Below are 26,708 nucleotides of genomic sequence, written 5' to 3'. Positions count from 1 at the left end.
GCAGTGCTTGTACTCGACCTATTATGCTGACTTCGCTCAGTTCAAGACTGCCATTTCTCATGGCCTTGACCAATGCCACACGACGCATAAACAGGAGTTAGACTCCCTATTAACGCTTCGCTTTCAGTCCTTTCGTAACACGCAATCTGTGCCCTGATGCAGTATAGCTCCATTTTTCGCTTAGAGAGGGCTTAGCAGTCTTGATGACCTGAGGCTGAACGACGCAAATGTGTCTCGATGTCCTTTAATTTGGCGCTGTACAAAAACTCTAATGGTTGTCAATCCTATTGCGAGAGAGTGATCGTCAATATGAAAAATTAGCTGCACCAAGAAAAACGACTTCTAATTTGCGAAGAGTTTTTTCTCGACAAAACGACTTCTAATTTGCGAAATTAACTTTGCGACGTTTAACTTGCGAAAACAGTTAAATGTCGCTTTCTAGGTTAAAATCTCTACAAGGCTTGATGGACAAGGTTTTTAGGCTGATGATTCAATGCGGAAGCAGGTTGGCGATCGCGACATTTAATGTGCGAACGTGCACTAAATCTTAGAGCGCAACCGTTTCGCGAGTTGGCTTGGCGAACGGCACTGAATCCGCTTTCTCTTAAGATTTCAGTGTCATTTTTGCGAACGGTTAGCGTTGTTTTAGAGGATTGAGACTGTGTTGATTCACTGATCGGTTCTGCGATCGCATAAACATAGTCCCCGTTTTTCCAGCCTGTGATGCAGATTCCATTGCGACAACTGATCGTTCCGTTCGTCAGATCGATACATTTTCCCTGTGAGTCGCAGCCGTGATAGCTGAGATTTCCAGTTCCATTCACGCCAGACCACGAATTAATATTGGCGATCGTAACCGTCCAGTTGCCATTACTGATCGTCTTTGCATCCGTCTGCTGAGGAGTTTCAGCGGCTAGAACTTCTGGGGTTCCAACTTTGCTAGTCTCAGCGTTAGTCGCTGCAATTTCTTGAGAGTTGAAATTTGACGCTTGACTCGATCGACTCTTCTGAACGGCTTGGCTTTGAAGAGTACCACAACCCATAAGAGTGACTGCACAGGCTGAGAGCGCAAGCATTGAAATTAACTTTTTCATAGGAATTCTGTAACCACTAACTGACTGCTCACAGAGTTATACAGTGATATGAGTTGCGATTCCAGACAGTGTTGTGGGGCTATAACCCCTGCAAATCAATGAGATCGTAGGAGTCTGTTAATCGTCAATCTAGCAGTCTGTGAGCTTGCGGCGATCGCGAAACCAATCCTGCAACTGCTGACGACAGGCCGATTCTAAAATGCCGCCCAGCACTGGCAACGGGTGGTTAGAAGCCGCGCTGTCTGGCACATTTAACACCGATCGCACTGCCCCCGCTTTGAGATCATCGGCTCCGTAGACAAGCCGCCCCAATCGAGCCAGCACCAGCGCCCCCGCGCACATCGGGCAGGGTTCTAACGTCACATAAAGGGTACAGTCGTTGAGATGCCAGTTTTGCTGCTTCTGTCCGGCGGCTCTAAGCGCCAGCACTTCGGCATGAGCAGTCGGATCGTGGTCACGCTCTCGACGATTTTCTGCTTCTGCAAGCATCTGCCCATTTGCACCCACAATCACCGCACCAACTGGCACATCACCTGCGTTGCCCGCTGCTTCTGCAAGCTCTAAGGCACGAATCATCCAACGTCGGTGCGTGAGATAGGTCGGGTCGTCGATCGGAGATGAAGAAATCTGAAACGGCAAGGATGCAGTATTGTGAAACTTGTTGCGATCGTACCACTCTTCATGAATGCGCTAATCAATACGCTGGCTGACTGTTTATGGGGCGAATTTGATAACCGAGAACAAGCGATCTCTGACCCTATTTGGTTTGTCCACTTAAAAGCTTGGCATCGCCGTGTCAATCTGTTCACTCAAGACAGCCTCACGGTGTTTGCCGAACAAGCGAATGTGTTGCAGCTAGATCAAGCCTATCGTCAGCGGCTGCTGCGAATTCAGTCAGCAGAAGATGACCCTCAGTTTCCATTAAAGGTGCAATATTATCGGTTTAAAGATCCTTCAGCGTTCCTGGGCGCGGGGCAACATCCAGAGTTGTTAGAAAATCTAACCGAAGATCACATAGAAGTTTTACCGGGCTGCACTCTCCAGGTGACGCACACGCAGATTTTGCAGGGCAGCCACTTTAAAGCGTTGCCCCCTGCTAATGCTCGCTGTTGCTTTCCCTATCAGGGTGAAACTCGCCAAGTGTCCTTGGGGTTTGAAGCTAACTCTGAGAAGTTCTTGAGCTACGACAAAGGCATTGACCCCGATACGGGCAAAGCTCTTTGGGGAGCAATTTTAGGCGCTTATGAATTCACAAAGCGCCAAGGCTATTAGGGTCTTCTTTTAACTCGCGACTCCTCTCGGAATGCCCTCTAGCGCTTCTAATTCGGTTTCAAAAATCTCAAACACCGAGTCCATCATCGTCACTTCAAAGACGAGTTTTGCTTCGGGGTGAACGTTACAAATGCGAAAACTACCTCTAACTTTGTCAGCGTCGCGCATTCCGGCGACCAGCGACGTTAAGCCAGAGCTATCAATGAAATTGACCTGACCCAAATTGACGACCACGTGACGGCTCAATTTGGCGATACATTCTTGGAGCTTTAAACGAAACTGCCAAGCCGTGGTGATATCCAGGCGACCCATAGGCTGGAGAATGATCACGGTGGTTCCGTCTTGGGTGATGTGCGTTGTTTGCTCCATGTCAATTGCCTTCTCCATGTAAACCATTGGCTTTTCTCATGCTATAGATATTCAGGTTGATTCGTCGGGCAGGCTCGGACGCAATGGACACCAAGCTCAGTTATGCCCCCAAATCCTGATTTCTAACGCAGCAAATGGCTGGGGCAGACTCAAAACAGTGGGGAGCGCAAGAGACCAATAATACTTAGATTCTCGTCTAGGTATTTTTCGACTTCCGCGCTCCCGCTTGAGAAGCTGAATCAGCGATCGAGCATTCTATGCTTTAGCGTTAGCTGACCAGTTTACCCAATCTTGAGGTTTTAGAAAGGTGTCATAAAGTTCAGCTTCAGGGCTACCAGGTTGGGGTTGAAAGCCATATTCCCAGCGAACTAGAGGTGGCAGAGACATCAAAATTGATTCGGTGCGCCCGTTAGTTTGCAAGCCAAAAATGGTGCCTCGATCGTAGACCAAATTAAATTCAACATAGCGCCCACGTCGATAAAGCTGGAAGTTGCGCTGATGCTCGTTGTAGTCTAGGCCATTGCGCCGATCGACGATCGGCACATAAGCAGGCAAAAATGCATTGCCGCAACCCTGCACAAAAGAGAACAGCTTTTCCCAGTTGCGTCCTTCGATCGCACCCACCTCTTTGCTGTGGTTTGCCGCCTGGGTGTCGATTTGCGAACCGGGATAAGAAATCGGATAGAGCACCCCTTGACTGTCTTGATAGTCGAAGAAAATGCCACCCACGCCACGAGTCTCTTGACGGTGTTTCAAATAGAAATATTCATCACACCAAAGCTTAAATGCAGGGTAATACTCTGGGTGATAAATGTCGCACGCTTGCTTGAGCGTATTGTGAAAATGAGAGGCATCTTCTGCAAAAGGATAGTAAGGCGTGAGGTCAATGCCACCGCCAAACCACCAAACTGGGCCTGCCTCAAAGTAGCGATAGTTTAAGTGAACGGTTGGTACAAAGGGGTTGCGAGGATGCAGCACCATCGACGTTCCGGTTGCGTAGAAGCTATGCCCCGCAGCTTCGGGACGCTGAACCAAAATCGAGGGCGGCAAATCTTTTCCCCAAACCTCAGAGAAATTGACTCCGCCTTGCTCAAAGACTTTGCCCTCTTTCATCACGCGCGATCGACCGCCGCCGCCTTCTGCGCGTTCCCAACTGTCTTCTTGAAAAGTGCCGTCGCCATCGACCTGTTCTAAGCCCTGGCAAATCTTGTCTTGCAAGGACTTGAACCAATGGCTGACGCGATCGCGAGAATCAGAAGGGGGAAAAGCTTGGGTGGTGGTGGCTTCAGTGGAAAAAGCTGTCATAAATTGCGATCCCTGGAAATTAACTCAAGTAGAGGTTGGCAAATTGGAGCACCTTATCCCCGCTTATTGGAGAGGGCGATCGCGGCGAAGATAACTTTAGTCTCGTCAATGCAAGCAACTAAAGCCCCGTGGCTTCCCAAATCAGCAGACCTATTTAGACTATCGTGAATTGTGATCATCCAACTTTCTCAACACTAGTCAGAACAGACTTTTCTTAGAAAAAACAGCGTTTACGCGACTGTTAATTTCTGTGAATTTGTGAAAAGCCCGTAGACTAGGCACAAGATTTTTGACTTTAAACCCCAGATTTCGGACGATAGCGATACAGTTTGAGTTTTTGGTTTTTCATACTGTTAGAGAGCAAACAGCCGTCTTATGGAGGATGCTGGTTTAATTGCTCATTCATCTAGGATAGGAATTCCCGGTTGAGTTGCAGGAGCGCGATCGCGATGATGAAAATGCTGAACTTGTTAAATAGAGTGAACTTTCCATTTAAATTTCTTCATCGCAAACGGCGGCGGTTGCAATATACGCTGGCGAGAACTTACCAGACAATTAGCACAGCATCAGTCGATGACGTGTGGAAAAAGATAATTGATTTAGCCGATGTATCTTGGCACCCTCTGCTGTCTAGCACCAATCTTCCTCATGGGCTGGTGGCAAAACCGGGGCTGATTTATGAGGCAATGACTCGGTTAGGTCCGTTTCCAATTCGGATTTTTGTCGAACGGGTGGATGACAAATCGTTGCTCAGTGTTCGCATTTTGGCACTGCCGGGAATTGAAGAACGAGTCACCTACGAAATTAAATCGTCTGTTTTGGGAACGTGTGTGTCTTATTCAGTGACGCTGCAAGGGTGGCTGTCTCCTTTGGTATGGTCGCTGACAAAACCTTACGCAGCACGGGTTGCCTCTGATTTGGCACAGGCGGTTGAGCACCCGATCGTTGAACCTTCATCGCCCGATCGCGGCTGTTTTGATTTTTGAGCTACCTCACTTATGCCCCTGACGATCCACCCTAGCGGTAAGATCGAGATCGTTGCCATCCGATCGCCGCTGTTGGGGTAGAGAACACAATGCTCGATACGCTGAATGCTAGTTCTGTTTTAGAAGTTCTTAAACCCGTTCAAGACCCTGAACTCCACAAAAGTTTGGTGGAGTTGAACATGATTCGCAATGTCAAGATCGAGGACGGCAATGTCAGCTTTACCCTCGTGTTGACGACTCCTGCCTGTCCGCTCCGCCAATTTATTGTTGAAGATTGCGAACGGGCGATTAAGACTTTGCCGGGAGTCAACAAGATTGATGTAGAAGTGACTGCCGAAACCCCGTCGCAGAAATCGTTGCCCGATCGCACAGGCATTGCCGGAGTCAAAAACATCATCGCCGTTTCGAGTGGCAAAGGCGGCGTTGGCAAAAGCAGCGTAGCGGTCAATGTCGCCGTTGCCCTTGCCCAAGCAGGTGCAAAAGTGGGTTTGATTGACGCAGATATCTATGGACCCAATGCGCCAACCATGCTAGGGCTAGAAGGCGTTGGCGTGACGGTGCGACCCGGTGCCCAAGGTGACATTATTGAGCCTGCGTTTAATCATGGAGTCAAGCTCGTTTCGATGGGCTTTTTGATTGATAAAGATCAGCCCGTGATTTGGCGAGGTCCAATGCTGAATGGCGTAATTCGGCAGTTTCTCTATCAAGTCGAGTGGGGCGATTTAGATTATCTAATCGTCGATATGCCACCCGGAACGGGCGATGCTCAACTCACAATGGCGCAAGCCGTCCCGATGGCAGGTGTAGTGATTGTCACGACTCCGCAAACGGTGGCACTGCTTGACTCGCGACGGGGCTTAAAGATGTTTCAACAACTCGGCGTTCCGGTGTTGGGCATTGTCGAAAATATGAGTTATTTCATTCCGCCAGATCTGCCCGATCGCCGCTATGATATTTTCGGTTCTGCGGGGGGTGAAAAGACAGCGCAGGAATTAAACGTCCCGCTTCTAGGCTGTGTGCCGTTAGAAATTCCGCTTCGAGAAGGGGGAGATAGCGGGGTGCCGATCGTAGCAGGTGATCCGGATTCTGCCTCGGCTCAGGCTCTGAGAGCGATCGCCCAGCAGATTGCTGCTAAAGTGTCAATTGCAGCGCTGACTTAGATAAATTTTGAATATTGATTCAAAGTTCACATCTCCCCTCGTTCCTTAGCTGATGTCCCGCCCTTGACCTATGTTCCAGAAATCCTTTTTGCCGATTCGCTTTAAGCATTGGTTGCAGCCCTGGCAGGAGGTTGACTGGTGGTTGTTTGCTGCCCCGATCGCGCTCACCATTCTCGGCGGCTTGATGATTCGCAGCGTCGAGCTAAACGCAGGGTGGGCAGACTGGTGGCGACACTGGATCACAGGCAGCGTAGGTCTGGTGCTGGCCTTGCTGATTGCTCGGTGGCGCTATGACCAACTGTTGCAGTGGAAGTGGTGGATTTATGGCATCACCAATGCTTCGCTTTTACTCGTGATGTTTGTGGGGCGAGAAGAGTTAGGGGCACAGCGCTGGATTAATATTTTTGGCTTTAATGTACAGCCTTCAGAATTTGCCAAATTGGGCATGATCATTACGATCGCCGCCGTTTTGCATCAGCGATCGGCATCCACCATTCCGATGATGGTCAAAGTTTTGGCGATCGCGGCGGTGCCGTGGATTCTGGTGTTTTTAGAACCAAACTTAGGAACGGCGCTCGTCTTTGGCTCGATCACGATCGGCATGCTCTACTGGGGCAATGCTAACCCTGGATGGCTGCTGCTGCTGGTGTCTCCAGTAATCTCAGCAATTTTGTTTAATGTAATGCTCCCCATTTGGGGGATCGGCATCATCGTCATTGCGCTTTGGGTCGCTCTGATCGGCTGGACTGCCTGGAAAACACTGCCGTGGAGGCTCTATGGAATTCTAGTTCCGGTTGTGATCAACCTGGTTGCAGGCGGTTTAGGACGGGTTCTCTGGCAGTACGTTCTTAAGGACTACCAGAAACAGCGAATCACGATGTTTATGAACCCGGATCAAGACCCCTTGGGCGGTGGCTATCACTTGATTCAGTCACGAATTGCGATCGGGGCAGGCGAACTGTGGGGACGAGGACTTTACAAAGGGACGCAAACCCAACTCAACTTTATTCCTGAGCAGCATACAGATTTTATTTTCACCGCCATTGGTGAAGAACTTGGTTTTATTGGCTCGGCAGCCGTCTTGCTGACCTTTCTGCTGATTTGCTTCCGGCTGCTGATTATTGCTCAGAATGCAAAAGATGATTTTGGCTCTCTGTTAGCGATCGGAGTCTTCTCAATGATCGTCTTTCAGGTCGTGATTAATGTGGGCATGACGATCAATTTGTCTCCTGTAACAGGCATCCCGCTTCCCTGGCTGAGTTTTGGCAACGCTGCTTTATTGATGAATTTTCTGGCGATCGGGCTAGTCGAATCGGTTGCTAATTTCCGCCAGCGATTAAAGTTTTGATTGAGAAGCTTCGAGTCGATCGTCTGAAATGACCAATGACTGAATTCAAACGGCTCTAGTACACTATTAATAAACGTTCTCTAAACAATGACTATGATTTTGCCAGGTTCAGCCGTCCGCGTCACCAACATTAACGATACTTACTACGGGTTTCAAGGGTTAGTTCAACGCATTAGTGATGGCAAGGTCGCCGTTTTGTTTGAAGGGGGCATCTGGGATAAGCTCATCACCTTTCGGATGTCCGAAATCGAAGTTCTTGAGCCAACCGCAGGCAAGAAAAAAGCAAAATAACTCCTCCCGCTTATGCGCCTTCCGCTGCCTCAGTTTGCTGCTCAAAACCGCCCTTCCAACTACATTGCCGAAGTCATTGAGACTTCAACTACCGAATTTTTAGCCCAATGCTTAGAGCCAGAAAACTTGAGCTTTCCGGTGATGCCCCCGTTTGGAAGTTGGGTAAAAGCGGTCGATGACGAATCAAAAAATCTCATTTATGCAGTGGTTTATCATGCCACTACTAGCCCGATCGATTCAGTTCACCGTGCCAGAGCTTTGGGGCTATCGCTAGATGATTTGCGAGAGCAGCAGCCCCAAATTTTTGCCATGCTCAAAACCGAGTTTCGAGCCGCGATCGTCGGTTATCGTCCCAACCCTGAGAAGCGCAACGGGTCAGCCGCTTTCTATCAACATCTTCCACCCCGTCCGCCTCAAATTCACCAAGCGGTTTATGGCTGCGATCCTGACGAGGTGATCGCTTTTAGTGAACAGTTAGATTTTTTAAGAACGCTCCTTGATGTCAGCGGTGCACCCGTCGATGCGTTAACGGCGGCGACGATTCGCGAAGTCTATCAATTGCGAAAAGCCGATCGCCCCTGGCTCGTGCAAGCAGGACGCACCCTGAGTCTGTTGCTCAAAGATGACTACGATCGTCTGCGCGTCATTCTGAGTCAAATTCACCTCTAGGTAGATTTGTTAAAAATCTTAACCTGCTATTGCTAGAGTTCGGATTGTCAACTTTAAGACATCTTCACCTGCATGGGTTCTGCTTTACACTCGCTTCAAGGAGAACCGATCGTCTCCTTCATGATTTTGCTAGCAGTGATCCTAATCGTTCCGCTAGCGTTTGAACGGATACGCCTACCGGGGATAGTTGGGCTGTTAGCCGCCGGAGTTGCGCTAGGCCCGAGTGGGCTGCAAGTTTTTTCAAACGAGTCTGAGACGATGCAACTGCTGTCGGACATCGGGCTAGTTTATCTAATGTTTGTGGCGGGGCTAGAAGTTGACATCGATCAGTTTTTCAGAACTCGAAATAAATCGATCGGGTTTGGCACCTTTACGTTTTTGGTGCCCCTGATTACGGGCACGATCGTCGGGCGCAGCTTCGGGTTTGATTGGAACGCCTCAATTCTGATCGGGTCTCTGTTTGCCTCGCACACGTTGCTGGCTTATCCGATCGTCAGTCGGCTGGGAGTGGTCGGCAATGAAGCAGTCACGGTGACGATCGGAGCCACAATTTTTACGGATATCGGAGCGCTCTTAGTGTTAGCCGTCTGCATCGGCATTCATGCGGGCAACTTTACCTTAGTCAAACTGTTGACGCTGTTGGTATCACTGGCTCTCTATACTGTTGTGGTGTTGGTAGGGTTCGATCGGGCAGGGCGAGAATTCTTTCGGCGAACTGGCGATGAAGAAGGAAATCAATTCTTATTTGTGCTACTAGCCGTCTTTCTTGCGGCAGTCGGTGCCCAACTGATTGGAGTCGAAAAGATTGTCGGCGCATTTCTGTCAGGTTTAGCAGTCAATCGGGTGTTGGGAGAAAGCCCGGTTAAAGAGAAAGTCATCTTTATTGGCAGTGTGCTGTTTATTCCCATTTTCTTTATCGATATGGGGCTGCTGATTCGCATTCCTGCTTTCGTTCAGAGTTTAACTACCCCACAGCTATTGAGTTTAACGATCGCGATCGTCGTTGGCTTAATGCTCAGCAAGTTGGGGGCAGCACTCTTGGCAAAGCTGGTCTACCGCTATAACTGGCAAGAAATGATGGTGATGTGGTCACTCTCGCTACCGCAAGTTGCTGCCACTTTAGCCGCTACCCTCGTGGGCTATCGAGCCGGGCTGTTGACTGAGAGCGTTTTGAATAGCGTCATTGTTTTAATGCTGGTTACCGCAACGTTAGGACCCATTCTTACGGCTCGATTCGCGGCTGAATTGACTACCTTAGACACCGCGTTAGTCGAGCAAGCCCAACCTGAAGAATGGATAGACTCGGAAGAGCGCCCTTTAGTGATCGTGCCCATCTATAATCCTCGCACTGAAGGAAATCTATTAGAGTTAGCCGCCATGATTGTCAGGCAAGCAGGCGGACGAATTGCGCCTCTCGCGATCGCGCTCTCCCAGCCTCGGATGGATGTGCCGAAACTCGATGCCGCGATCGCCCAAAAACAAGGGCTGTTGACCAGCGCCCTCGAAGTCAGCCGAAACCTTGATGTTTTTGCAGAGCCGATTCTTCGCATTGATGACAACATCGCTCAGGGCATCAGCCGCGCCAGTCGAGAACAGAATGCTAGTCTTGTCGTCGTTGGGTGGGGGCGACGCACCAGTTTTCAGGCTCGGTTGTTTGGTAACGTGATTGATAGTGTTGTGTGGGCATCTCACTGCCCGGTGGCGGTGACTCGGTTGCTCGATTCACCGATGAATTTATCTCGGCTCTTGGTGCCGATCGAGAATCTCACTCAGCAGTCGATCGCGGTTTTAAAGTTTGCTCAGGTGCTGGCGGCTGCCAATCACGGGCAGATCACGCTGCTGCATATCTGCGATCGCACTACGTCTCCTAGCAAAATGGCATGGATTCGGTCTCAGTTGTCTCTCTTAGCAAAAAAAATCACCCTAACCAGTGATTTCATTATTCAAATCATTCCAGATGATGATGTGGCCAAGGCGATCGTCCAGGCTTCTAAGTCTTACGATTTGGTGATTTTGCGCTTCTCTCGTCGCCACACGAGTGGAGGAGGGCTGGCAGTGAGTGACATTACCGCCCAAGCTACACAGAAAATGACTTGTTCCGTAGTCATGTTAGGAGAACCGCAGCGCACTCCATCGCTGGTTTGGTCAACTGAAAAGCCGCACCGCCAGGAACCTTTCCCGCCGACTAGCCGTTAAGCTATTGTCATTAAGACCGTTCTAAAGAGATATCTACACTTTGGAACTTTAGAATGAAATCGCAGCAAATTCAACTAAATCTGCTTAGTTTTGAGCATCTAACAATGTGAAAATTTATACAGGCTTTAGCGGAATGACTTGATTCTGCCGCGATCGCTCCCGATAATTTTCACAGTTGACCGAAAATATAGTCGTCAACAAGGGGTGCATGCGTGATAACAACAATTGAAGGCTCTGGATCAGATCCGATACGAATTCTTTTAATTGAGGACAATGAAGCCAATCGGCGCTTAATGAGTGACTATCTAGGCTATTGCGGCTATGAGGTGTTTGCTTTGGCAGAAGGCACTCAGATTGCGGAGACCTTGGAGCAGTTTCGCCCTCAAATAATTTTGTTAGACTTAAAGCTACCGATGATCGACGGCTACGTGCTGCTAGAGCAGTTACAACAACGGGATGACTGGAAGCAAATTCCGACGATCGTGGTTTCAGCCTATGCGTTTCAGCGAGACCAACAGCGTGCGCTTGATCTCGGTGCTCGTCGCTATTTGGTAAAACCGATTCGCCTTTCGCAACTAACTGATGTGATTCGCGAGGAGCTTGGCGACCCGCCCGACTGAATTTAGCTACGATCGGATCGAGGGGAGTCAGAATCTAGGGTGTTTCCAGTTCCCTACAGTTTCTAGACTCGCCTAGTTTGATGGCTCCGCGCCTATTGGCACGCTTTTAATTTGAGCCAGAAATACTGTCCCTGTCTCTTTGTTGAGCAATAAAAGTTTCAACTATTTGACTGAGATCCTTAATGGTGTTTCCTGATTCTAAAACTTGAATTTCTAGAGCGGCCAGCAGCAACGTCGCAGTTTGTAGCTGATTGAGCGCTCTCTCTAAGCTGTCGCGAGTTTGAGCTTCAAACTCATCTATGTTCATACAAGGTACGTAGTAAGAGGTGTGAATTGATACTTCAATATAGCCACTACGTAGAAGAGCGAGAACAGATCGTGGAGATCATGGGTTTAAAATTCAAGATGGAGGTGTGAATATAAAGATAAGTCTTTAAACCAAGAGCAATTCCAAGTCAATTATATTCGCTAAAAAGATCAACCGCCCGATCGCAAGATGCACAACTGCAACGGTTATCAATTCGTCAAATCACTGTGACTCTAACGAACAAAACAGTTCCTTTAATTCAAGACCCCGATCGTCTCGAAGGCCGCATCAAAGAGATTCCCCAAGAGCCGGGTGTCTACTATATGCGTGACAGCAGCGATCAGATTCTCTATATTGGTAAATCGAAGCGGCTACGATCGCGCATCCGTTCTTATTTCAACGGGCACGACACGCGACCTCGAATTGCCTTAATGTTGCGTCAGGTGGTCGAAGTCGAGTTTATTGTCACCGACACCGAAGCCGAAGCCTTAGCCTTAGAAGCGAATTTGATTCGGCAGCATCAGCCCCACTTTAATGTGTTGCTGAAAGATGACAAAAAGTATCCCTATCTGTGCATCACCTGGTCAGAAGAATATCCGCGTATTTTCATCACGCGCAAGCGACGGATGGGGAAAGAGCGCGATCGCTATTATGGACCTTATGTAGACTCTCGTACGCTGCGAACCACCCTGCACTTAGTCAAACGGATTTTTCCGCTGCGCCAACGTCCTCAGCCTTTGTTTAAAGATCGTCCCTGCCTCAATTACGATATTGGGCGATGTCCGGGGGTTTGTCAGGCAATGATTACGTCTGAAGAATATCGCAAGACAGTTCAAAAAGTAGCGATGATTTTTCAAGGACGGACGAGCGAACTAGAAGAAACCCTAACTAATCAGATGGAGCAAGCATCTGAAGCCCTTAATTTTGAACACGCGGCTCGTCTGCGCGATCAGATTATCGGACTCAAATCTCTCGGTGCTGAGCAAAAAGTCGCCCTCCCCGATGACACGATTTCGCGAGACGCGATCGCCCTCGCCGCCGACGACACTCACTCTTGCGTCCAACTCTTTCAAATTCGGGCGGGTCGCTTAGTCGGGCGACTAGGGTTTGTGGCAGACTCTCAATCGGGTGAACCTGGCGCAATTTTGCAGCGAGTTTTAGAAGAACATTATCAGAGCGTCGATCCGGTTGAGATTCCGGCTGAGATTTTGGTGCAGCACGAGTTACCCGAAACCGAAATGCTGGCAGAATTTCTCACGCAGGCAAAAGGGCGCAAAGTGACGATCGTGGCTCCTCAACGCCAAATGAAGGCAGAACTGCTAGAAATGGTCGAGCGCAACGCTGAGTATGAGTTGGCAAGAACGCAGCGATTTGCCGATCGTAACGCCCAAGCCACGCTCGACCTGGCAGAGATTTTAGACTTACCAGAGTTGCCACGACGCATCGAAGGCTATGACATTTCTCACATTCAAGGCTCTGATGCCGTCGCTTCTCAGGTTGTTTTTGTGGATGGGTTGCCCGCTAAACAGCACTATCGCCACTACAAAATTAAAAATCCCAAAGTGATGTCGGGTCACTCTGACGACTTTGCCAGCATGGCGGAGGTAATTAGTCGTCGATTTCGCAAATATGGGGCGGCAAAAGCCAGAGGTGAGCAGATGAGCAGCGAGTCTTCGGTTTTAAAGTCTCACACATCCGCCTATGCTGATTTTCCTGATTTAGTGATGATTGATGGGGGCAAAGGGCAGCTTTCAGCGGTGGTGAACGTGCTGCGAGAAATGAACTTGCTAGAAGATGTGAAAGTCGTGAGTCTAGCCAAACAGCGAGAAGAAATCTTTTTGCCGGGTGAATCACTGCCGCTCGCCACCGAAGCAGACCAGCCCGGAGTGCAATTATTGCGGCGATTGCGAGATGAGGCGCACCGATTTGCCGTCAGTTTCCATCGGCAGCAGCGCAGCGATCGGATGCGGCGATCAAGCCTCGACGAGATTCCTGGATTGGGGCATCACAAACAGAAACAGCTTTTGGCAACGTTTCGCTCGGTCGATTACATCCGTGAAGCGTCTCCGGCTCAGTTGACGACGGTTCCGGGTGTGGGGCCGCGTTTGGCGCAGCAGATTTACGATTACTTCCATCCCAGTCAGCCTGATGAAAATGTAGAGGAGCGATCGTCGGTTTAAGGGACGCGGATATAAGACCTAGATTTGCCCTCTCCCTGGTGCGGCTGCCCAACATCCAGCTAGACCGAACCAACGATCGGGTAGGGCATAGTGCAACCGCCTACTTTAGTGATTTCGGCTTGCCCTTTCATCTCTATGATCTCCGTCACCGATGGGCAATCAGAACGCTGGAATACGGGCTAGACATTGGGTTAGCAGCCAAACAGATGGGACATTCTCGTGAGGTGCATGAACGCATCTATCATCGATGGATCAATGCCACCATTCACCAGCGCGCCTATGAGTTGATATTGAGTCGAGACGATCGACCGCGCCCACCAGTGAGGCAAGAAACCGCAAAAAAAGAAGAGGGGCAAGACCGTTAAAAGTCTTGCCCTTCTTACATTTAGCTGCATACCCCCAGGGGAATTCGAATCAGAGTAACTCTCAGACCCTCAACAGGAGGGCGATCGCGCCGATTTGGGGTAGTTTGCTCTGAACGGAGACAAAACCACGCTAATGATTATTTTGCTCTATACACTCTGTTGTTTCCTTTCCCGGATCTCTGAAGCAATTTCTTCCAGTGCGATCGCCATCTCTGCCCGATCGATATCCACTTGTTTAAGGAGGTTCAGAATAAAGGCTCTGTAATTTTGTACTAGCTCGATATTGATGTTAGCCATCATCACGCCTTTTTTTATAGCCCAAAATACCTGAAACGCTCTCGCCTCTTTGACTCAGCATAACGTTGAAAACAGCGAGATGTGTTTTCATATCGTCGCTTAAGCTATCGATTTCTTTTGCCAGTGAAGCGATCTGAGTTTTCATTTGCTCTTGATTATTTCGCAGATGAGTAAAGTCTCGCTCTGCTGCATAGCGCTTCTTTTCGCCATCCGCATAGAAGCGCACCATTCCCCATACGGCCGATCCGGCACCAGCCAGAAAAGTAGCAAGTGAGATGAGAGTTTTCGTATCAAATTGGGGGTTCACGAGGCGATCACCTCCCCGTAAAATTCCATCTGCCTGATTTCCCATCCCTCGAATGCCGTGCCATTCACCACGGAAGGCAGAGAGGTAATCATATAAGCGGGGTAGAAGTCAGCCGCATTCAGATCATAAAATTTGCTAACCGTGGGATTTGATCCTGAATTGCCGTAATAGTTGCCACTGAAGCCAGTGTTGGCATCTGTAAAGGTTGCCAGGTTCGTCCAATCGGGGGAAACAATGATTCTCGAATCTGCCTGAGGCAACTGAGATTGAGCGGGTGAAATTTTCGCCTCTACATCCGATAGCGCAAGATTTACCCCTAGATTTTTAGCCCCTCTAATATTGAGCGTCTTAGGGATGTAGGTTCCCCCCGTTGAAGTAAATTGGATATAAATGGCACTGAGCTTTACTTGAATCGGTGCCTTGGTTTCGGAATTGTAAAAAAGGACGAAAAAACTAGCAGAATCAGTAGTCGGATCGATTCGGATCGCGGCTGTGGCCGTGGTGCTTTTATCTGCACTCAATATGCTCAGATTTACATTAGTCCATCCCAATCGAGCGCAAAATATAGCGCGCCTGGGTCGAAGCGGGTTCGTAGAGGGTGAGAACGGGTTTAGATAGGTGCCCGTGTTTAAATTGGTTCCCAGATAGTTCAGAATCCCATTTTGAGCAGAGGTAGTTGACGCTGGACGGGATAAAACAACGCTTGGTTGAAACGCCTCGATCGCCCGCGCACTCTCCGCAAACCATCCCACAGCAGCACTGACATAGGTAAGCGTGAGGCGCTGATCTTTGGTGTAAAGCTGTAGGTCGATCGCGGCCGAATTGATCGGCTGGCCGTTCCGACGAACGATCGCCTTTTTGAGCAAAGAGGTAGCACCGATATAGATGAGGCTGATCACCTGCCCCGGTACTGGATTAGGAGGAAGAATGAGATCGGCGTTACCAGGACTTGCAGAAAGATCCACAAAATAGCCGTAATTGGGGCTGAGTGTGGTGTTAGTCGTGATCGATTGCCAGACTAAGCCCTGGTTGTTCGTGTTGCCCGTTAACTGAATGACCCCGGCGGCATCATCGTAGTTAACCGTGAGATCCGAGGATTGCAACGCTTGAGCAACAAAATCTACAACATACTCTTGCAGGTTCGTTACGTTTGCAGCATCAACCGTCCCTGATCCGGATTGATAGGGATTGCTAACAGGCATTAGGTCAGCTCCGTCACCAACGCATTGCCGTTCGCAGCCGTCCAAATCCCGTGAATTGTTCCGGTGAACCAAAAAGGCGTTTCATAATATCCGCCTGGTTCCAGAAAAACGGTGAAAGCCGAAGTAGTGGCGACTGCACCAAGTGCAATATAGAGCCTTGAAGTACTGCTGTTGTATATAGTCGATCCCTTTCTAGCTGCATTTGTCGCTAGAAGAATATTGCTGGTAATTGCAGATGCAACGGTTGTGGGTGTTCCGATCGCAGCGCTGCTTGATGGAGCCGCGATCGCCATCGGGTTGAAAAGTGCCATTTTCTCTAGACCTCAATAAAATCTCTAATCAAAGCCTTGCCTTCAACAATGTCGCCAGAAACCCACGTCCCATAAATCTCTTCACCCGTGCTGTAAGGCATTTCATAGAGCGCGTTTGGAGGAAGCGCGATCCAATAATCACTATCGGAAACAGTCGCATCGAAGTCGAGATACAGCGTGGTATTGGCGTGATTGACGATCGTTGCTCCAACTCGCTTGATATTCGTTTCGAGTAGGCGACTCACCCCTCTAGATGCCGTTGCATTTTTACGAATCGGTTTCGTTTTGGGTGCTGAATTTGGGCTATTGCCCGAAGAAATGGGCATGGCGAAAAGTGTTTAAGGTTGGCTAATTTGCGTTTGCAATTCGCGGATCAAGTCTTCCGTGCTGTCTGTTTCAGTTCCGATGTACTGGTAAATGCTCAAAGAAATCTCCTCAAACCATGCCGGGACTTGGAATCGAAGCTTATAGCTTTGGGCAATGGGAGGAATGATGATCAACCGCACGGAGTTAAGCGGCAAGCGGTAGAAGCCAAAATCAGCCTCTAGAAATTCCCCCCCACAAGCAACTACCGGAGTCAGCCAACCGCCTGAGAACCAAGTTGATTTAGCCTTATCGCTGTGGCAGCCCGCCGCCAAAATGTTGCGATCGCTCAAAAGGGGCAACGTCTGGGGCGGAATCGGGATGTGTCCCCTGACCCTTCCCTGGTTGACTGACTCCTGAGAGCGATAAATCTGACGGTGAAACAGTTGCCAATTCTCAACATTATTGAGCGACAGAACCGGATGACTCATCGCGCAATCACAATCAGATGTTGATCCTCTAGAGCCGTCCCTGACTCGATCACAGCGTCAACGTTGTCTTCAACGATGCCCCAATACTCGTTCGGATCAACGCCATAACCAAACAGGCAATCGTCGAGCGTGTCCAGGTCTAGCTCACCTCTCAGAAAGTCCGATGTCATGCGCTGCACTTGTGAAAGGGCTTTGCATTCAGCCTCGATGTCCGAGAGGGAGTGATCTGGCGTGAGGTTCAAATCAGGTAGAAACGGTTCTAAGACGTGCATTAGACGTTTTCGTCAATAAAAGTGTATTTGAGGTTTGTAGACGAACCTTCGTTCTGGGTTGAGATCTCCTGAAACACTGCAAACGCACCGAGATCGCCCGTTTTCTTTCCGAAAGGAACGGACGCGGTTTCGGTGTTGTAGTGCAGGTATTTCAATCCAGTGAGCTTAGAAGTTTTTGCAGTGCCCGTCGTGCCTGTGGTTTGACGACGCACGACACGAGCGGCTGAGTAACGAGACAGCTTGATCGAAACCTCGGAGCCACTTAATACTGTTTTGACCCGGCTCGAAACCTCAGAGCCGCCTTTGAGCAAATCCCATGAAGGACGCAACGCTGAAACTTTAACGAGCGTGTTTGTCCCAAGGGGCAGAGCAAACGGCTCGATATAGAGGTCGATTGATGGGGGGCGGTTGCCTTTGGTGCCGATGTTGTCGCCTTGCGTTCCTAGTCCCTGTAAGTGCTGAATGAATTTATCCCGTGCAGCTTGACCGCGATATCCGCGCAGCACTGCTGAAAAACGTTGTCTAGGCATAAGTCAGTAACCGTGAGAGTAATGGGGTTGCAGTTGTGAATCTAGTTAGCCTTTTACTCACTCGAAAACCGCTATAGCAAATTGCGGAACGGTTAAACCTTTTCGCGCTATGGCTGGGACAAACAGAGTTTCAGCGATGAACCAATGCGTCAGGAATTCGACCCGACCGATCGTAGATGTAGACGGGTTTCGGCAACCCTGCCAATTTGATCGAGGCGTGTTGAAAGAAGACCTCAGAAATGGGTCGCCGTCGAGATAATTTGTGGGATTTCCCTAGAATTGTCTCCCTGGGTGGAATGGTCGGGAACGCCTGAGAGGGTTCTGAGTTGACTGACATATTCAGAAATTCCCAATCAGGGGAATGACCTTGAATATCGAGAACCTGCTCTACAATCCGCTTCCCTTCCGTCTCGTTTCGGACTAATAGCTGTAGCTGATAGCCCTTAGCCCAATCGCTGTAGCTACACATCTCTTTCCCCTTCTTCCACGAGAAACCCTTGCCAGTGCCGAACAGGGTTTTTACTTTGTTGCCATAGGCGATCGCTTCTGTCTTGCTCAAAGTGGTGCTAGTTTGACCCATCAATCGGACACCGATAACTCCTTCAACTTGCCGATAGTCAGGGTCAGTATCGATATGATCTTCCAAGAAATAAAGCTTTAAAATCGGCTTTGTTTTTCTCAAGATTGTGTAGTTTAAATCTCGTTCAGAGCCGCCGCTAACTGTCTTAAACGTCTGCTTAATCACCATGTCAAAAAGTAGTTGTCGCGAAACTGTCATGTCGGTGCTATCTGCCTCCTGATGTGTGCAAGCCGTCTTTAAACTAGCGCGTGGTGTAGAGAGATCTAACTGTTCTCCAATGACATCTGCGAACCATTCACGAACCTCACCGTTATAGACTCGTTTGATTGTGTCTTGCAGATGTTCGGCTGCATTGTAATCGTTCGGTAACGGCATTACGGTGCATCTCCTTTCGCACGATCTGTTACTGCTAAAACAGGTGACGCACTAGCGGCTTTTTCTGCGGTTGCTTTGGCTTTTGTTGCATCGTTTTCTGTTCCGCTTTTCGGAGTTGCCTCCTTAAGTGCTTTGTCAAAATTTGCCTTTTGTTCCTTCACTTCTGTGAAATCTTCTTGAATCGAGCGGACATTACCAACTGCACCAGCGAGAGAACTAGCAGCATCCTCAACAGATTGAATACCTTCAACAGCCTTGTCGATACTTCGATGCCACTTTCCTTGTGCTGTAACTCTTTCGGGCATCCACTTGTAAGCATTTTCGCCAACAACACGCCAACGTTTGAGAGCATTTCCGATTTTGCCTGTATTCTCTGCTGTCCACTCCATTACGTCTCTTGTACTATCTGCAATTGAACGGACTGTTGAGATAATGTTACTAGCAGTAGAAATAATCCTATTTGCTTTCTGCCAACTCTCTTTAGTTCCGTTCCAAACGGTTTCTCCTAGTATTGAACTCATAAACACGTTGGCTTGTTTCCCAATGATTTCATTTACATCAATCGGTTGATTGTCATCGCCTTTAATTCCAATTACGGTTAGCGCTTGCGATGTGAGTTCACCGATTGTTTCCGCTGCTGATCTGGATAGCATTGCGGCGTTATGCAGAACACCAATCAGGATGAACACATTCATAATCCTATCGAATTGCATCCACTTACTAAATCTTGTTAGTTTTCCTGCTAATCCTCCAATAAGTTGCTCACCCATCTTGTTATTGATGGTGTTCAACAATCCTAATTCAGCCGCATTCAATCCAACATTTAAGCCGTTACCGTTCCCATTAAGTTTGTCTAGGATTGACTGTTGCCCCGTCTCTAACCCCGCCATACAGCCGTCCTGACATTTGGGCTTAGTGCCCACAGGTGGAGGCGGCGGATTCTTGCTCTTGGTGATATCGTCAGCCGTTTGCGGGTCGATCGTGCCAGTGGGCCCAGTCGGTTTCGGAAAAATAGGCGGAAGTAGCGGGAAAGGTAGGGTTCTCTCCTCATCCTTTTTCTTTTGCTCAGGGGTCTCTGGGGCTGTCGTTGTCGGTGGCTTAGTGATTTTGGGAGATGGGGGAACTAGCCGAACCGGATCGCCACCGATTTCGACATCGGGTGAGAGTGGGCTACCCGAAACGGTCGGTGTGATGGTTGCCTTAGTTGCAGGGAAGATGCCCCGATCGTTCAGCCGTTGATTAGGATTCACCGGCCCCGGCTCAAAGGGTGGAGGATCTTGAATCGGGTTAGGCGGCGCTGGTGATTGAAGCGGGTTGAAGGGTAACGGCGGAACCTTGGGAACCGTATCATCTTCAGGCGGTTTTGTGGGTTGGGTTCCCGGTGCCAAAGGTGTTTCAGGCTTTTGAAGGGGATCGAGCGGCTTAGGAATCGGTGCCAATTCCGGGGGGAACATGGGGGAGAGTGGCTGATTCTTGGGCGATCGGAAATCGTTAGGGTCAAGAATTGTTGGGGGGTAAGGCTGCGCTACATCGTCTAGATATTTAGGGAGGGGAGGAAAGAATGGCTGATTGGTTTCTGGAATGCGATTTTCGGGTACTCCTGGATTGGGCGTTGTCTCGGCTGGATTGGGCCCAAGATTCTGAAGTGTCCACGGCTCGATAACAATGCTGCCTGTACCTATTTCTACCGGATTGGTAGATTTAACGTATGTCCATTCAATCGTGTATCCGTCTTTTCCGTCTCGGAGATAGGTGAAGTTACTATTTCTCGCACTCAGCACAGGGGGAGGCCCTGAATATAGATGTTTGGGCACCTCCGTAACGCTATAAGAGAGCGCCCCAATCGTTACGTAGCGGCCATTGTTGGGCGACCAAACCCTGATCAAAGTTGGGCGAGGAAACCATCGCTTAGACTCAGCATTGGGTTTGCCGCTATTTTCAGGGATCGATTCCCCAGTTTTTGAGGTGTCCTTAAATGGATCGAGCCACGGGGGGAGATTCGTGTTTCGGGGTGCGTTGCCCGTGGCGTTGGGTGCCCTTACAGAATTCGGGCTGAGTGGGCCCATCTCTTTGAAGTTTTGCTGGGGACCCATTTGCTCATCTGGGTAGTAGTTATCACCACGTCGGTGACCCTCCCACATATCCTCCTTGCCAAAGACATCAAACGGGTGGAAGGGACTGCGCTCGTTGAACGGGCTAATCGGATTTAGTGGATTCCAAAAATCAGGGCTTAAAGGGTTGGGTGTCGATCCCTTAGGGCCCATTGAAAAACCGGGCGGTAGGCTAGATTGTCGCTCCCATGATTTTTTTGCTGCTACGTATCTAGGATCGGGCGCAAAAATGCCGTTCGGATTGCTGGGATTTAGATAATTTGGACCCTGTTGGGCAACCCCCTGCACAACATTTTGCCCGATTCCGCTCGCAAATCCGGCAGCCCCTCCAGCACGGGTGATCGGCGCTTGGGGTGCTAGGCTTTGCCCCCCTCCAGAGGTCGGGAGGTTGCCTTGATTGGCGGAGATCGGGTTTCTAAAACCCGGATTGTCTTTGAGGGAACGGCCGGACGTAAACCCCTGCCCAAATCGTTGCTCTCGACTGTACGAATTCTCTACAATCTTCTGAGGTTTGGGGGGAGAGAATGGCGGCGGTGGCGGCGGGGTACGGTTTGGAACCTTGAAGTATCCATCGTTTCCGTTGGCTGCTGGCTGATTGTAGGTGTCTCTAAATCTCTCGATCGCCGATTGGCTAGAAGGATCGTTAGCGGGTCCTGCCATCAGTTCCCCTTAAATGCAGCAGGGATTGCCACAGCAGAAAATTCGTTTGCAAACATCCACAGCTTTTTAGAACGATCGCTGATGTAGTTCATATCGAGCGCAAGGGACGCACGAGTGAGCAGCCGATTAGAGTTGTCAGCCGCGCTAAAAATGCCAGATTGCATCACGTACTGGGCAAAGTTTTCAGCCTCTAGGATTGCGAGAGAGGGATTGATGCGCGAGAGGGTCAACCCACTCCAAGCGTGGAGCTGTTCAAGGGTGACGATCGAGCTAGGAATGTCAGTAGCGATAGTGATAGCAGTCATTTTTTAATCTGGTAGGGATTGTCTTCAGTAATCCCAGAACTACCCATGTAGTACACCGATGGACTAAAACCGGACTAAAAAGGGTTTGTAGTACGAAACTACAAACCCTGGAACAGTGATTCTATCGTTAGCGTCGATCGCTAGAAACCCCATTCCCTCGTGGGACTTCTGCGGATTTAGCAGAACATCCGGTGGAAATTTCAACCGGATGTTTAAATCGTCAATGCCGATCGCGAATAATGTCCCATTTAACCTTGTCCCAAATCCACTGAGCAGATTGAGCAGAGTAGCGCCATCTCACGTCGTTGTAGAGTCGATAAGCCGTTTCTCTATTGTGAGTCAGTGCAAGAATTTCCATCGGCACCCCCAAGTTATCAAGTTCGTTGAACTCTCCTTTTCTAATCTTTCGTCGCTTGTACCGTCGTGGGGTTGGGTTCCGAGCGGCTTCATCATACGCCGCATTAATCAACAAGAATAGTGAATAGATAGACGAAATCACTATCACAAAGCACCAGGCGATCTCGCGTGGTGTGAAGATGGCAGATTGCAAGGGCATAGTAAATCAAGGAGAAACAGCATAATCCCTCTCAGAGCTACCTGCGGGGGATTTCCCTATTTATCCCAACCGGGCGATCGACCTTTCCAGACGATCGCTATTTCATCTGTCGGTCTGCTTTCGCATAAATCTGCACGTCGTTGATCTCAAACACGCTATCTCTACCCGTCACCTGGTTGCGAACCTTCACGCGATCGTCGTCGCCCAAGATCGCTACAACCCTGCTCGGCTGCCGCAATTCGTCAAACATGACTGACCCCATCTCGTTGATAGGGATGACCAGTGCAGACTTCTTGCTCGGTGGCAATTCTTTAGAATCGATCCTAGTGCTTCCACGACGGCTCCACGTAGCGGAAGTGTTCGGTATTACGACATCACCGACTTGCACTAAGTGATCATCCAAGTGATCGGCATTGTCAATAAGAGCCAACTGATCAGTTGGCTTTTTGAGCCGATCAGTTGACCGATCAGTTGTAGATTCTTGCTCAGTCTGCTTTTCATCCCAACTGATCAACTGATCGGCGTTTTTGGCGTTTCGCATTAGTGAAAAATCGCCATTTTCATCGATCAGTTGATCAGTTGGCTCGAAACCGTTGGAAACACAGGGGTCTCCAACTGATCGACCCCATCGCTCAGTTGGAGAATTCAATCGATCAGTTAATATTTTGCGATCAGTTGGATATTCTTGCGGCAAATTTCCAACGTGGTATAAAAACTTCTTGCCCTTCTTCTCTCGTTGAACTATCCCTTTTGCCCAAAGCTCATAGAGAAGCTTTCGCACTGTGTTGATGTTGATCTTCAATTCGTGGGCAAGTTCTTCTGCCTCGTAGGGAACGCCTCGATGCTCATCCTCGTTTAGCCATAGCTCAATCTTTTTCTCTGTGCTGGCTGCATCGCTGTTTTCGTCGCCAGCTTCCCCTTGATAGGTGAAGCTGTTGGCAGTGGGGTCGAAGTCAAATCTGTAGCGACCTGGTGCCCGTCCAACTCGATTTTTTTGGATGCGGATGAGGCGTTCGCCTGTGGCTTCATTGCTGACGCTCAGTGCCCAGACTTCTGAGACTGAGTTGTGCAGCGCTTTGGTGCCTCTCGCGTCTCCGTTGGCATTGGAGTGGTGAATGACGCAGATTGTGCAGCCGTGCCGTGATGCCAGATCGGACAGTTGCAGCATGGGCCGCGCATATTCAACATCGTTCTCCGAGATCAAGGTGTTGCGATTGGTTGAGGTGTTGGAGTCTACCAGGATGAATTTGACGGGGTTCTTTGAGAGGTAAGCCTCTAGTTGTGGCATCGCCTCGACTTGCCATCCGGGAAAGACGCGGAGCGGGTCATCGTCGGTGATCTCTAGGGTTTCGAGTCGCTCGTGGGTGATGTGAGGCGGCTCGTCGGCTTGCAGAATTAGGACTTCACCTTGAGAGACGGGGTAGCCATTCCACGGCTGACCTTTGGCGATCGCCGCTGCCACTTCATAGAGAAACAACGTTTTTGCGGTGCCCCCGTGACCGTGGATCAACATCGTCACCCCGGCTGGAAACCATCCGTGAACCGTCCACTGTACCGACTGACCAAAGGCTTCTTTAAGTTGGCTCAGTGACATCGGGGTGAGTGCGGACTGATGAATGAGGGCTTTGTTATAGGCATTCATCATCTCGCTTCGTGACAATTTATATCGCCTGGAGAGCTTGCTCAGTTTCCATTCTCGAAACCCCGCGTCTGGCAGTGCTTCAATTTTGCGAACCTGCGAAACCATGCCGACAAACTCTGACTCTTCTAAGTCAATCTTCATCTGACGATAGGCAAGCTCCTGGGCGATCTGTTCGACCGTCTCGATCGGAATCCCCATTGACCTTGCATACGCTGCTAACTCAAATTTGCCGTAGGCGTTGTCATAGGTCTGCTTTAAGCCTGCCGATAGAATCTGTCCCTCGACCTCCCGTCGTGTTTGAATTTCGAGGTCTGAAATGCCATCTCGGATCGGTGGAATGAAATCTGCTACCATCGTTTTATCTCACTGTTTTACGTGTATTTGCTGTCAAAAAAGCCCAGTAAACGCGGTCTACTGGATAGCGGGTATGCATAACCCAAAAACCTGATTGGAAGCCCTTGGAAGCCGCAATCAGGTTTTTTGCTGTTTAGATGTGGTTGACGATCGCTCGAATCAATCGCTTGGCAGCGTCGATCGTCTCTGGATAGAGCATTTTTTCTGAGAGGATGCTGATCAGTTGAATTTTCTCATCGTCGGTGAGTGACGAAATTAGCTGCATTAGCGGTGTCATGCGATATCCTCTAGGTGATAAGAAATAAAGTATTGAAGGCGATCGCACTGCCGTCTGGGGAGAGCGATCGCTTTTTTATGTGCTGGGGTTTTCCCACGAATCAATTAAGCTCCTCAGTTGAGCGAACTTGGCTTTGTCGCCGTCGTCTGCCAGCAGCGCGTGAAGCTCGGCTAAGACGGCTGATTGCCGCTCTACGGGAAGTGATCGGAATAGTTTGAGAATCAGTTCTTCGCCTCCCTCGGTTTGAGGAATAAAAGAGGCGATGAAGTCGTTGATCGGTTTGTTTTGGGTCATTGGCTCTCCTAAAAATGGCTGGATTGATCAAGGGGCAAGGGTTTGAGCGATCATTGGGAGACGGCAGCGCTATAGAAGAATGGGGATTCACACTAGGGGCGCTGCATACCTCTAAACAAAACTCCTAGGCAACTAGACAACACGTGCTGAACGTGTGGGCTTTGCGCTGCATATTGTTGTTTAGTGAGCCGTATACGAGTTGATCAATAAAAGTTGACTCTCATACGAGTTAACTCTAATATGAGTGAAGAGAATGATCAACCCTTAAACCTGATGAACGTTAGAAAGCTAGCTGGGATGACTCAGCGACAGTTTGCCGACCTTCTTGGTGTCACCATATCTACCGTCAGCAATTGGGAGAGAGGGGTTCAGGTGCCGCGCCTAACCTTCTTTCAAACAAAGCTGATCATGGATGCGTCTGGCTTAACCATTGATGAGTTGGTTGAAGCTTTCAATGAAACTTACAGGTCTCCAAACAAAAGCGCTGAAGCGTAATCTGCTTACACTTCAGCGCTAGACGATCACCGATAGGAGGTCACTAACTAATCGTTCAAATTCTCAGCCAGGGCTTGCAGCTCGACACTCCCGCCCTGGCTTTACCCCAAAGAGAGGCACTTACATTATGAAACTTTCAGCACACAGACGATCGCTCAGTGCGATCGTTGCAGCATCGATCTTGATTGTGGCACCCGCTGCGATCTCCATGACCTACGACGACTTCGGAGACATTTTCAAGAATGCTGTCAACGGGTTAGGTGGCGATAATCGACCTCCTACTACCAAGTTCCCAGATGTCCCCATCAACTCAGCACTACGGTCAGGAGCCACTGTATATAGCTCCTTTGGTGGAATCACAGATTCAGAAGTCTATGCGATGAATCATCTGAGATTCCCACAATCCTTCCACGCCATGCGGCGGCGCTTCGGTGCCCCCTCTTATACAAATGGCAATTCAGAATGGTTTGAGCGTTCTAACGGTGCGTTTGTCATTGTGAATTACAGCGGCGATCGGGCTGTCTCTATGGAGGCTCGAAACTAATGGGAATTTTCAACTTCCTTTTTGGCGGCGGTGACGACAGCGACTCATTCGCTAAGGATGACACCGGAGAAGATGCGCGAGATTACATCGCCAAAAATTGCAAAGAGGGTGTAGACCCGCGCTCTAACATCTCAGACTGGGGCAATTTTGACGAGGATCACAATCAGTCTAGTCACGATCGCTCTGATGGCAAAGCCGTTAATCGAGATGCTGGCGGAGTAGGTTACTCCACTCAAGAAGAGAACGAGACTTTCTACGAGTCCACCCGTTATGCTGATATCAAAATCATTGGGAGGGAAGATCACAAATGAAAATTTCAATCGATTCAGTAGAGGTTGAAATTCTACATTCTGATACCCCACTCACCAGCGCACAGGCAGCCGTTTTAGATTTTCTGCATAACCTGGTGATGGAAGGTTCCGCGCAAGTTAGTTCGAGTGCGATGGTTAAGAAGTTCGGTTTCAGGTCACCGCTACCCCTGATATCACGCCTCAACCATCTAATTCAAAAAGGTCGATTGCGGTTACTACCTGAGTAGTTAGCGATCGTCCTTTCCTCACAACTTGCGCCCGTTAAAAATCCCCTTCAGATTCCAGTCTGAAGGGGATTAAAAACAAAACAGTTAAAATCACCTTTCTAT

At 49.3% G+C, this 26,708-nt stretch carries 34 protein-coding genes; 14 read left to right on the top strand and 20 right to left on the bottom strand.

Going from position 1 to position 26,708, the window contains the following annotated elements:
- Positions 1-452: 452 nt before the first annotated feature.
- The gene (locus tag BRW63_RS12380) at positions 453-1,094 is read right to left on the bottom strand and encodes a hypothetical protein (protein ID WP_073071520.1); all 642 of its coding nucleotides are present in this window, start codon (positions 1,092-1,094) and stop codon (positions 453-455) included.
- A 129-nt stretch (positions 1,095-1,223) separates the two neighbouring features.
- Positions 1,224-1,733, bottom strand: a complete 510-nt coding sequence (gene tadA, locus BRW63_RS12375; RefSeq protein WP_219898710.1) for a tRNA adenosine(34) deaminase TadA — start codon at positions 1,731-1,733, stop codon at positions 1,224-1,226.
- Positions 1,734-1,745: 12 nt separating this feature from the next.
- Between tadA and BRW63_RS12370 the strand changes: the two genes are divergently transcribed.
- The gene (locus tag BRW63_RS12370) at positions 1,746-2,366 is read left to right on the top strand and encodes a chromophore lyase CpcT/CpeT (protein ID WP_223257369.1); all 621 of its coding nucleotides are present in this window, start codon (positions 1,746-1,748) and stop codon (positions 2,364-2,366) included.
- A 9-nt stretch (positions 2,367-2,375) separates the two neighbouring features.
- On the opposite strand, the gene BRW63_RS12365 is transcribed toward BRW63_RS12370, so the two are convergent.
- Positions 2,376-2,735, bottom strand: coding sequence for an STAS domain-containing protein (locus tag BRW63_RS12365; RefSeq protein WP_219898709.1), 360 nt, complete (start codon positions 2,733-2,735; stop codon positions 2,376-2,378).
- 255 nt (positions 2,736-2,990) lie between these two features.
- Entirely contained in the window at positions 2,991-4,040 is a 1,050-nt protein-coding gene (gene hemF, locus BRW63_RS12360) for an oxygen-dependent coproporphyrinogen oxidase (protein ID WP_073071514.1), read from the bottom strand.
- A 479-nt stretch (positions 4,041-4,519) separates the two neighbouring features.
- On the opposite strand from hemF, the gene BRW63_RS12355 reads away from it, so the two are divergent.
- The 7 genes from BRW63_RS12355 to BRW63_RS12325 all read left to right on the top strand — a co-directional run bounded on the left by BRW63_RS12355 (position 4,520) and on the right by BRW63_RS12325 (position 11,310).
- Positions 4,520-5,026: an SRPBCC family protein gene (locus BRW63_RS12355; protein WP_223257368.1), complete on the top strand. Its 507-nt coding sequence runs from the start codon at positions 4,520-4,522 to the stop codon at positions 5,024-5,026.
- A gap of 89 nt (positions 5,027-5,115) precedes the next feature.
- Entirely contained in the window at positions 5,116-6,186 is a 1,071-nt protein-coding gene (locus BRW63_RS12350; RefSeq protein ID WP_073071512.1) for an Mrp/NBP35 family ATP-binding protein, read from the top strand.
- 70 nt (positions 6,187-6,256) lie between these two features.
- A complete protein-coding gene (rodA, locus tag BRW63_RS12345) occupies positions 6,257-7,534 on the top strand; it encodes a rod shape-determining protein RodA (RefSeq protein ID WP_073071510.1) in 1,278 nt (425 codons plus the stop codon).
- Between the two features lie 87 nt (positions 7,535-7,621).
- Positions 7,622-7,825: an NAD(P)H dehydrogenase subunit NdhS gene (locus tag BRW63_RS12340; protein WP_397428390.1), complete on the top strand. Its 204-nt coding sequence runs from the start codon at positions 7,622-7,624 to the stop codon at positions 7,823-7,825.
- A gap of 12 nt (positions 7,826-7,837) precedes the next feature.
- Positions 7,838-8,494 carry an HAS-barrel domain-containing protein gene (locus BRW63_RS12335; RefSeq protein WP_073071507.1) on the top strand — a complete coding sequence of 219 codons (657 nt, stop codon included), beginning with the start codon at positions 7,838-7,840 and terminating at the stop codon, positions 8,492-8,494.
- 72 nt (positions 8,495-8,566) lie between these two features.
- Positions 8,567-10,690 (top strand): cation:proton antiporter, encoded by a 2,124-nt coding sequence (locus tag BRW63_RS12330; protein WP_073071505.1) that lies wholly within the window; start codon positions 8,567-8,569, stop codon positions 10,688-10,690.
- Positions 10,691-10,902: 212 nt separating this feature from the next.
- Positions 10,903-11,310 (top strand): response regulator, encoded by a 408-nt coding sequence (locus BRW63_RS12325; RefSeq protein ID WP_073071504.1) that lies wholly within the window; start codon positions 10,903-10,905, stop codon positions 11,308-11,310.
- 106 nt (positions 11,311-11,416) lie between these two features.
- Here the strand turns inward: BRW63_RS12325 and BRW63_RS12320 are convergent, their stop codons facing one another.
- Positions 11,417-11,617 (bottom strand): hypothetical protein, encoded by a 201-nt coding sequence (locus BRW63_RS12320; RefSeq protein WP_073071502.1) that lies wholly within the window; start codon positions 11,615-11,617, stop codon positions 11,417-11,419.
- A gap of 227 nt (positions 11,618-11,844) precedes the next feature.
- On the opposite strand from BRW63_RS12320, the gene uvrC reads away from it, so the two are divergent.
- Together uvrC and BRW63_RS12310 are read left to right on the top strand one after the other, a co-directional pair.
- Entirely contained in the window at positions 11,845-13,797 is a 1,953-nt protein-coding gene (uvrC, locus tag BRW63_RS12315) for an excinuclease ABC subunit UvrC (protein ID WP_073071500.1), read from the top strand.
- Positions 13,798-13,835: 38 nt separating this feature from the next.
- Positions 13,836-14,162, top strand: coding sequence for a site-specific integrase (locus BRW63_RS12310; protein WP_073071498.1), 327 nt, complete (start codon positions 13,836-13,838; stop codon positions 14,160-14,162).
- A gap of 147 nt (positions 14,163-14,309) precedes the next feature.
- Here BRW63_RS12310 and BRW63_RS28285 read toward each other — a convergent pair whose 3' ends face one another.
- The 15 genes from BRW63_RS28285 to BRW63_RS12245 form a co-directional block, all read right to left on the bottom strand.
- Entirely contained in the window at positions 14,310-14,459 is a 150-nt protein-coding gene (locus BRW63_RS28285) for a hypothetical protein (RefSeq protein ID WP_181314482.1), read from the bottom strand.
- Complete coding sequence (locus tag BRW63_RS12305; RefSeq protein WP_073071497.1) at positions 14,452-14,766, bottom strand: hypothetical protein; 315 nt, start codon at positions 14,764-14,766, stop codon at positions 14,452-14,454. Before BRW63_RS12305 ends, BRW63_RS28285 begins: the two co-directional genes overlap by 8 nt.
- Complete coding sequence (locus BRW63_RS12300; protein WP_073071495.1) at positions 14,763-15,968, bottom strand: hypothetical protein; 1,206 nt, start codon at positions 15,966-15,968, stop codon at positions 14,763-14,765. The genes BRW63_RS12305 and BRW63_RS12300 overlap by 4 nt, the downstream gene beginning before the upstream one ends.
- On the bottom strand, positions 15,968-16,279 hold the full coding sequence (locus BRW63_RS12295; RefSeq protein ID WP_073071493.1) for a hypothetical protein: 312 nt from the start codon (positions 16,277-16,279) through the stop codon (positions 15,968-15,970). The genes BRW63_RS12300 and BRW63_RS12295 overlap by 1 nt, the downstream gene beginning before the upstream one ends.
- A gap of 5 nt (positions 16,280-16,284) precedes the next feature.
- Complete coding sequence (locus tag BRW63_RS12290; RefSeq protein WP_073071491.1) at positions 16,285-16,605, bottom strand: hypothetical protein; 321 nt, start codon at positions 16,603-16,605, stop codon at positions 16,285-16,287.
- A 12-nt stretch (positions 16,606-16,617) separates the two neighbouring features.
- A complete protein-coding gene (locus tag BRW63_RS12285; RefSeq protein ID WP_073071490.1) occupies positions 16,618-17,073 on the bottom strand; it encodes a hypothetical protein in 456 nt (151 codons plus the stop codon).
- Complete coding sequence (locus BRW63_RS12280; RefSeq protein WP_073071488.1) at positions 17,070-17,345, bottom strand: hypothetical protein; 276 nt, start codon at positions 17,343-17,345, stop codon at positions 17,070-17,072. Before BRW63_RS12280 ends, BRW63_RS12285 begins: the two co-directional genes overlap by 4 nt.
- On the bottom strand, positions 17,345-17,875 hold the full coding sequence (locus tag BRW63_RS12275) for a hypothetical protein (protein ID WP_073071486.1): 531 nt from the start codon (positions 17,873-17,875) through the stop codon (positions 17,345-17,347). The genes BRW63_RS12280 and BRW63_RS12275 overlap by 1 nt, the downstream gene beginning before the upstream one ends.
- Before the next feature lie 130 nt (positions 17,876-18,005).
- Entirely contained in the window at positions 18,006-18,830 is an 825-nt protein-coding gene (locus BRW63_RS12270) for a hypothetical protein (RefSeq protein WP_073071484.1), read from the bottom strand.
- Complete coding sequence (locus BRW63_RS12265) at positions 18,830-21,601, bottom strand: hypothetical protein (RefSeq protein ID WP_073071482.1); 2,772 nt, start codon at positions 21,599-21,601, stop codon at positions 18,830-18,832. Before BRW63_RS12265 ends, BRW63_RS12270 begins: the two co-directional genes overlap by 1 nt.
- Positions 21,601-21,906 carry a hypothetical protein gene (locus BRW63_RS12260; RefSeq protein WP_073071480.1) on the bottom strand — a complete coding sequence of 102 codons (306 nt, stop codon included), beginning with the start codon at positions 21,904-21,906 and terminating at the stop codon, positions 21,601-21,603. Before BRW63_RS12260 ends, BRW63_RS12265 begins: the two co-directional genes overlap by 1 nt.
- 220 nt (positions 21,907-22,126) lie before the next feature.
- Positions 22,127-22,462, bottom strand: coding sequence for a hypothetical protein (locus BRW63_RS12255; protein ID WP_073071478.1), 336 nt, complete (start codon positions 22,460-22,462; stop codon positions 22,127-22,129).
- A gap of 97 nt (positions 22,463-22,559) precedes the next feature.
- Positions 22,560-24,458 carry an AAA family ATPase gene (locus BRW63_RS12250; RefSeq protein WP_073071477.1) on the bottom strand — a complete coding sequence of 633 codons (1,899 nt, stop codon included), beginning with the start codon at positions 24,456-24,458 and terminating at the stop codon, positions 22,560-22,562.
- A gap of 133 nt (positions 24,459-24,591) precedes the next feature.
- Positions 24,592-24,735 carry a hypothetical protein gene (locus tag BRW63_RS28280; protein ID WP_181314481.1) on the bottom strand — a complete coding sequence of 48 codons (144 nt, stop codon included), beginning with the start codon at positions 24,733-24,735 and terminating at the stop codon, positions 24,592-24,594.
- A 75-nt stretch (positions 24,736-24,810) separates the two neighbouring features.
- The gene (locus tag BRW63_RS12245; RefSeq protein ID WP_073071475.1) at positions 24,811-25,029 is read right to left on the bottom strand and encodes a hypothetical protein; all 219 of its coding nucleotides are present in this window, start codon (positions 25,027-25,029) and stop codon (positions 24,811-24,813) included.
- 240 nt (positions 25,030-25,269) lie between these two features.
- Between BRW63_RS12245 and BRW63_RS12240 the strand changes: the two genes are divergently transcribed.
- From BRW63_RS12240 to BRW63_RS29935, 4 genes are all read left to right on the top strand, one after another.
- Positions 25,270-25,524 carry a helix-turn-helix domain-containing protein gene (locus BRW63_RS12240; protein ID WP_073071473.1) on the top strand — a complete coding sequence of 85 codons (255 nt, stop codon included), beginning with the start codon at positions 25,270-25,272 and terminating at the stop codon, positions 25,522-25,524.
- A 127-nt stretch (positions 25,525-25,651) separates the two neighbouring features.
- Positions 25,652-26,068 (top strand): hypothetical protein, encoded by a 417-nt coding sequence (locus tag BRW63_RS12235; RefSeq protein ID WP_073071471.1) that lies wholly within the window; start codon positions 25,652-25,654, stop codon positions 26,066-26,068.
- Positions 26,068-26,379, top strand: coding sequence for a hypothetical protein (locus BRW63_RS12230; RefSeq protein WP_073071469.1), 312 nt, complete (start codon positions 26,068-26,070; stop codon positions 26,377-26,379). The genes BRW63_RS12235 and BRW63_RS12230 overlap by 1 nt, the downstream gene beginning before the upstream one ends.
- Positions 26,376-26,606, top strand: coding sequence for a LexA family protein (locus tag BRW63_RS29935; protein WP_073071468.1), 231 nt, complete (start codon positions 26,376-26,378; stop codon positions 26,604-26,606). The genes BRW63_RS12230 and BRW63_RS29935 overlap by 4 nt, the downstream gene beginning before the upstream one ends.
- Positions 26,607-26,708 lie beyond the last annotated feature (102 nt).

Origin of the sequence: Phormidesmis priestleyi ULC007 (assembly GCF_001895925.1) — a bacterium.
GTDB classification, from domain to species: domain Bacteria; phylum Cyanobacteriota; class Cyanobacteriia; order Leptolyngbyales; family Leptolyngbyaceae; genus Phormidesmis_A; species Phormidesmis_A priestleyi_A.
This window is presented reverse-complemented; position numbering and strand designations above follow the sequence as displayed.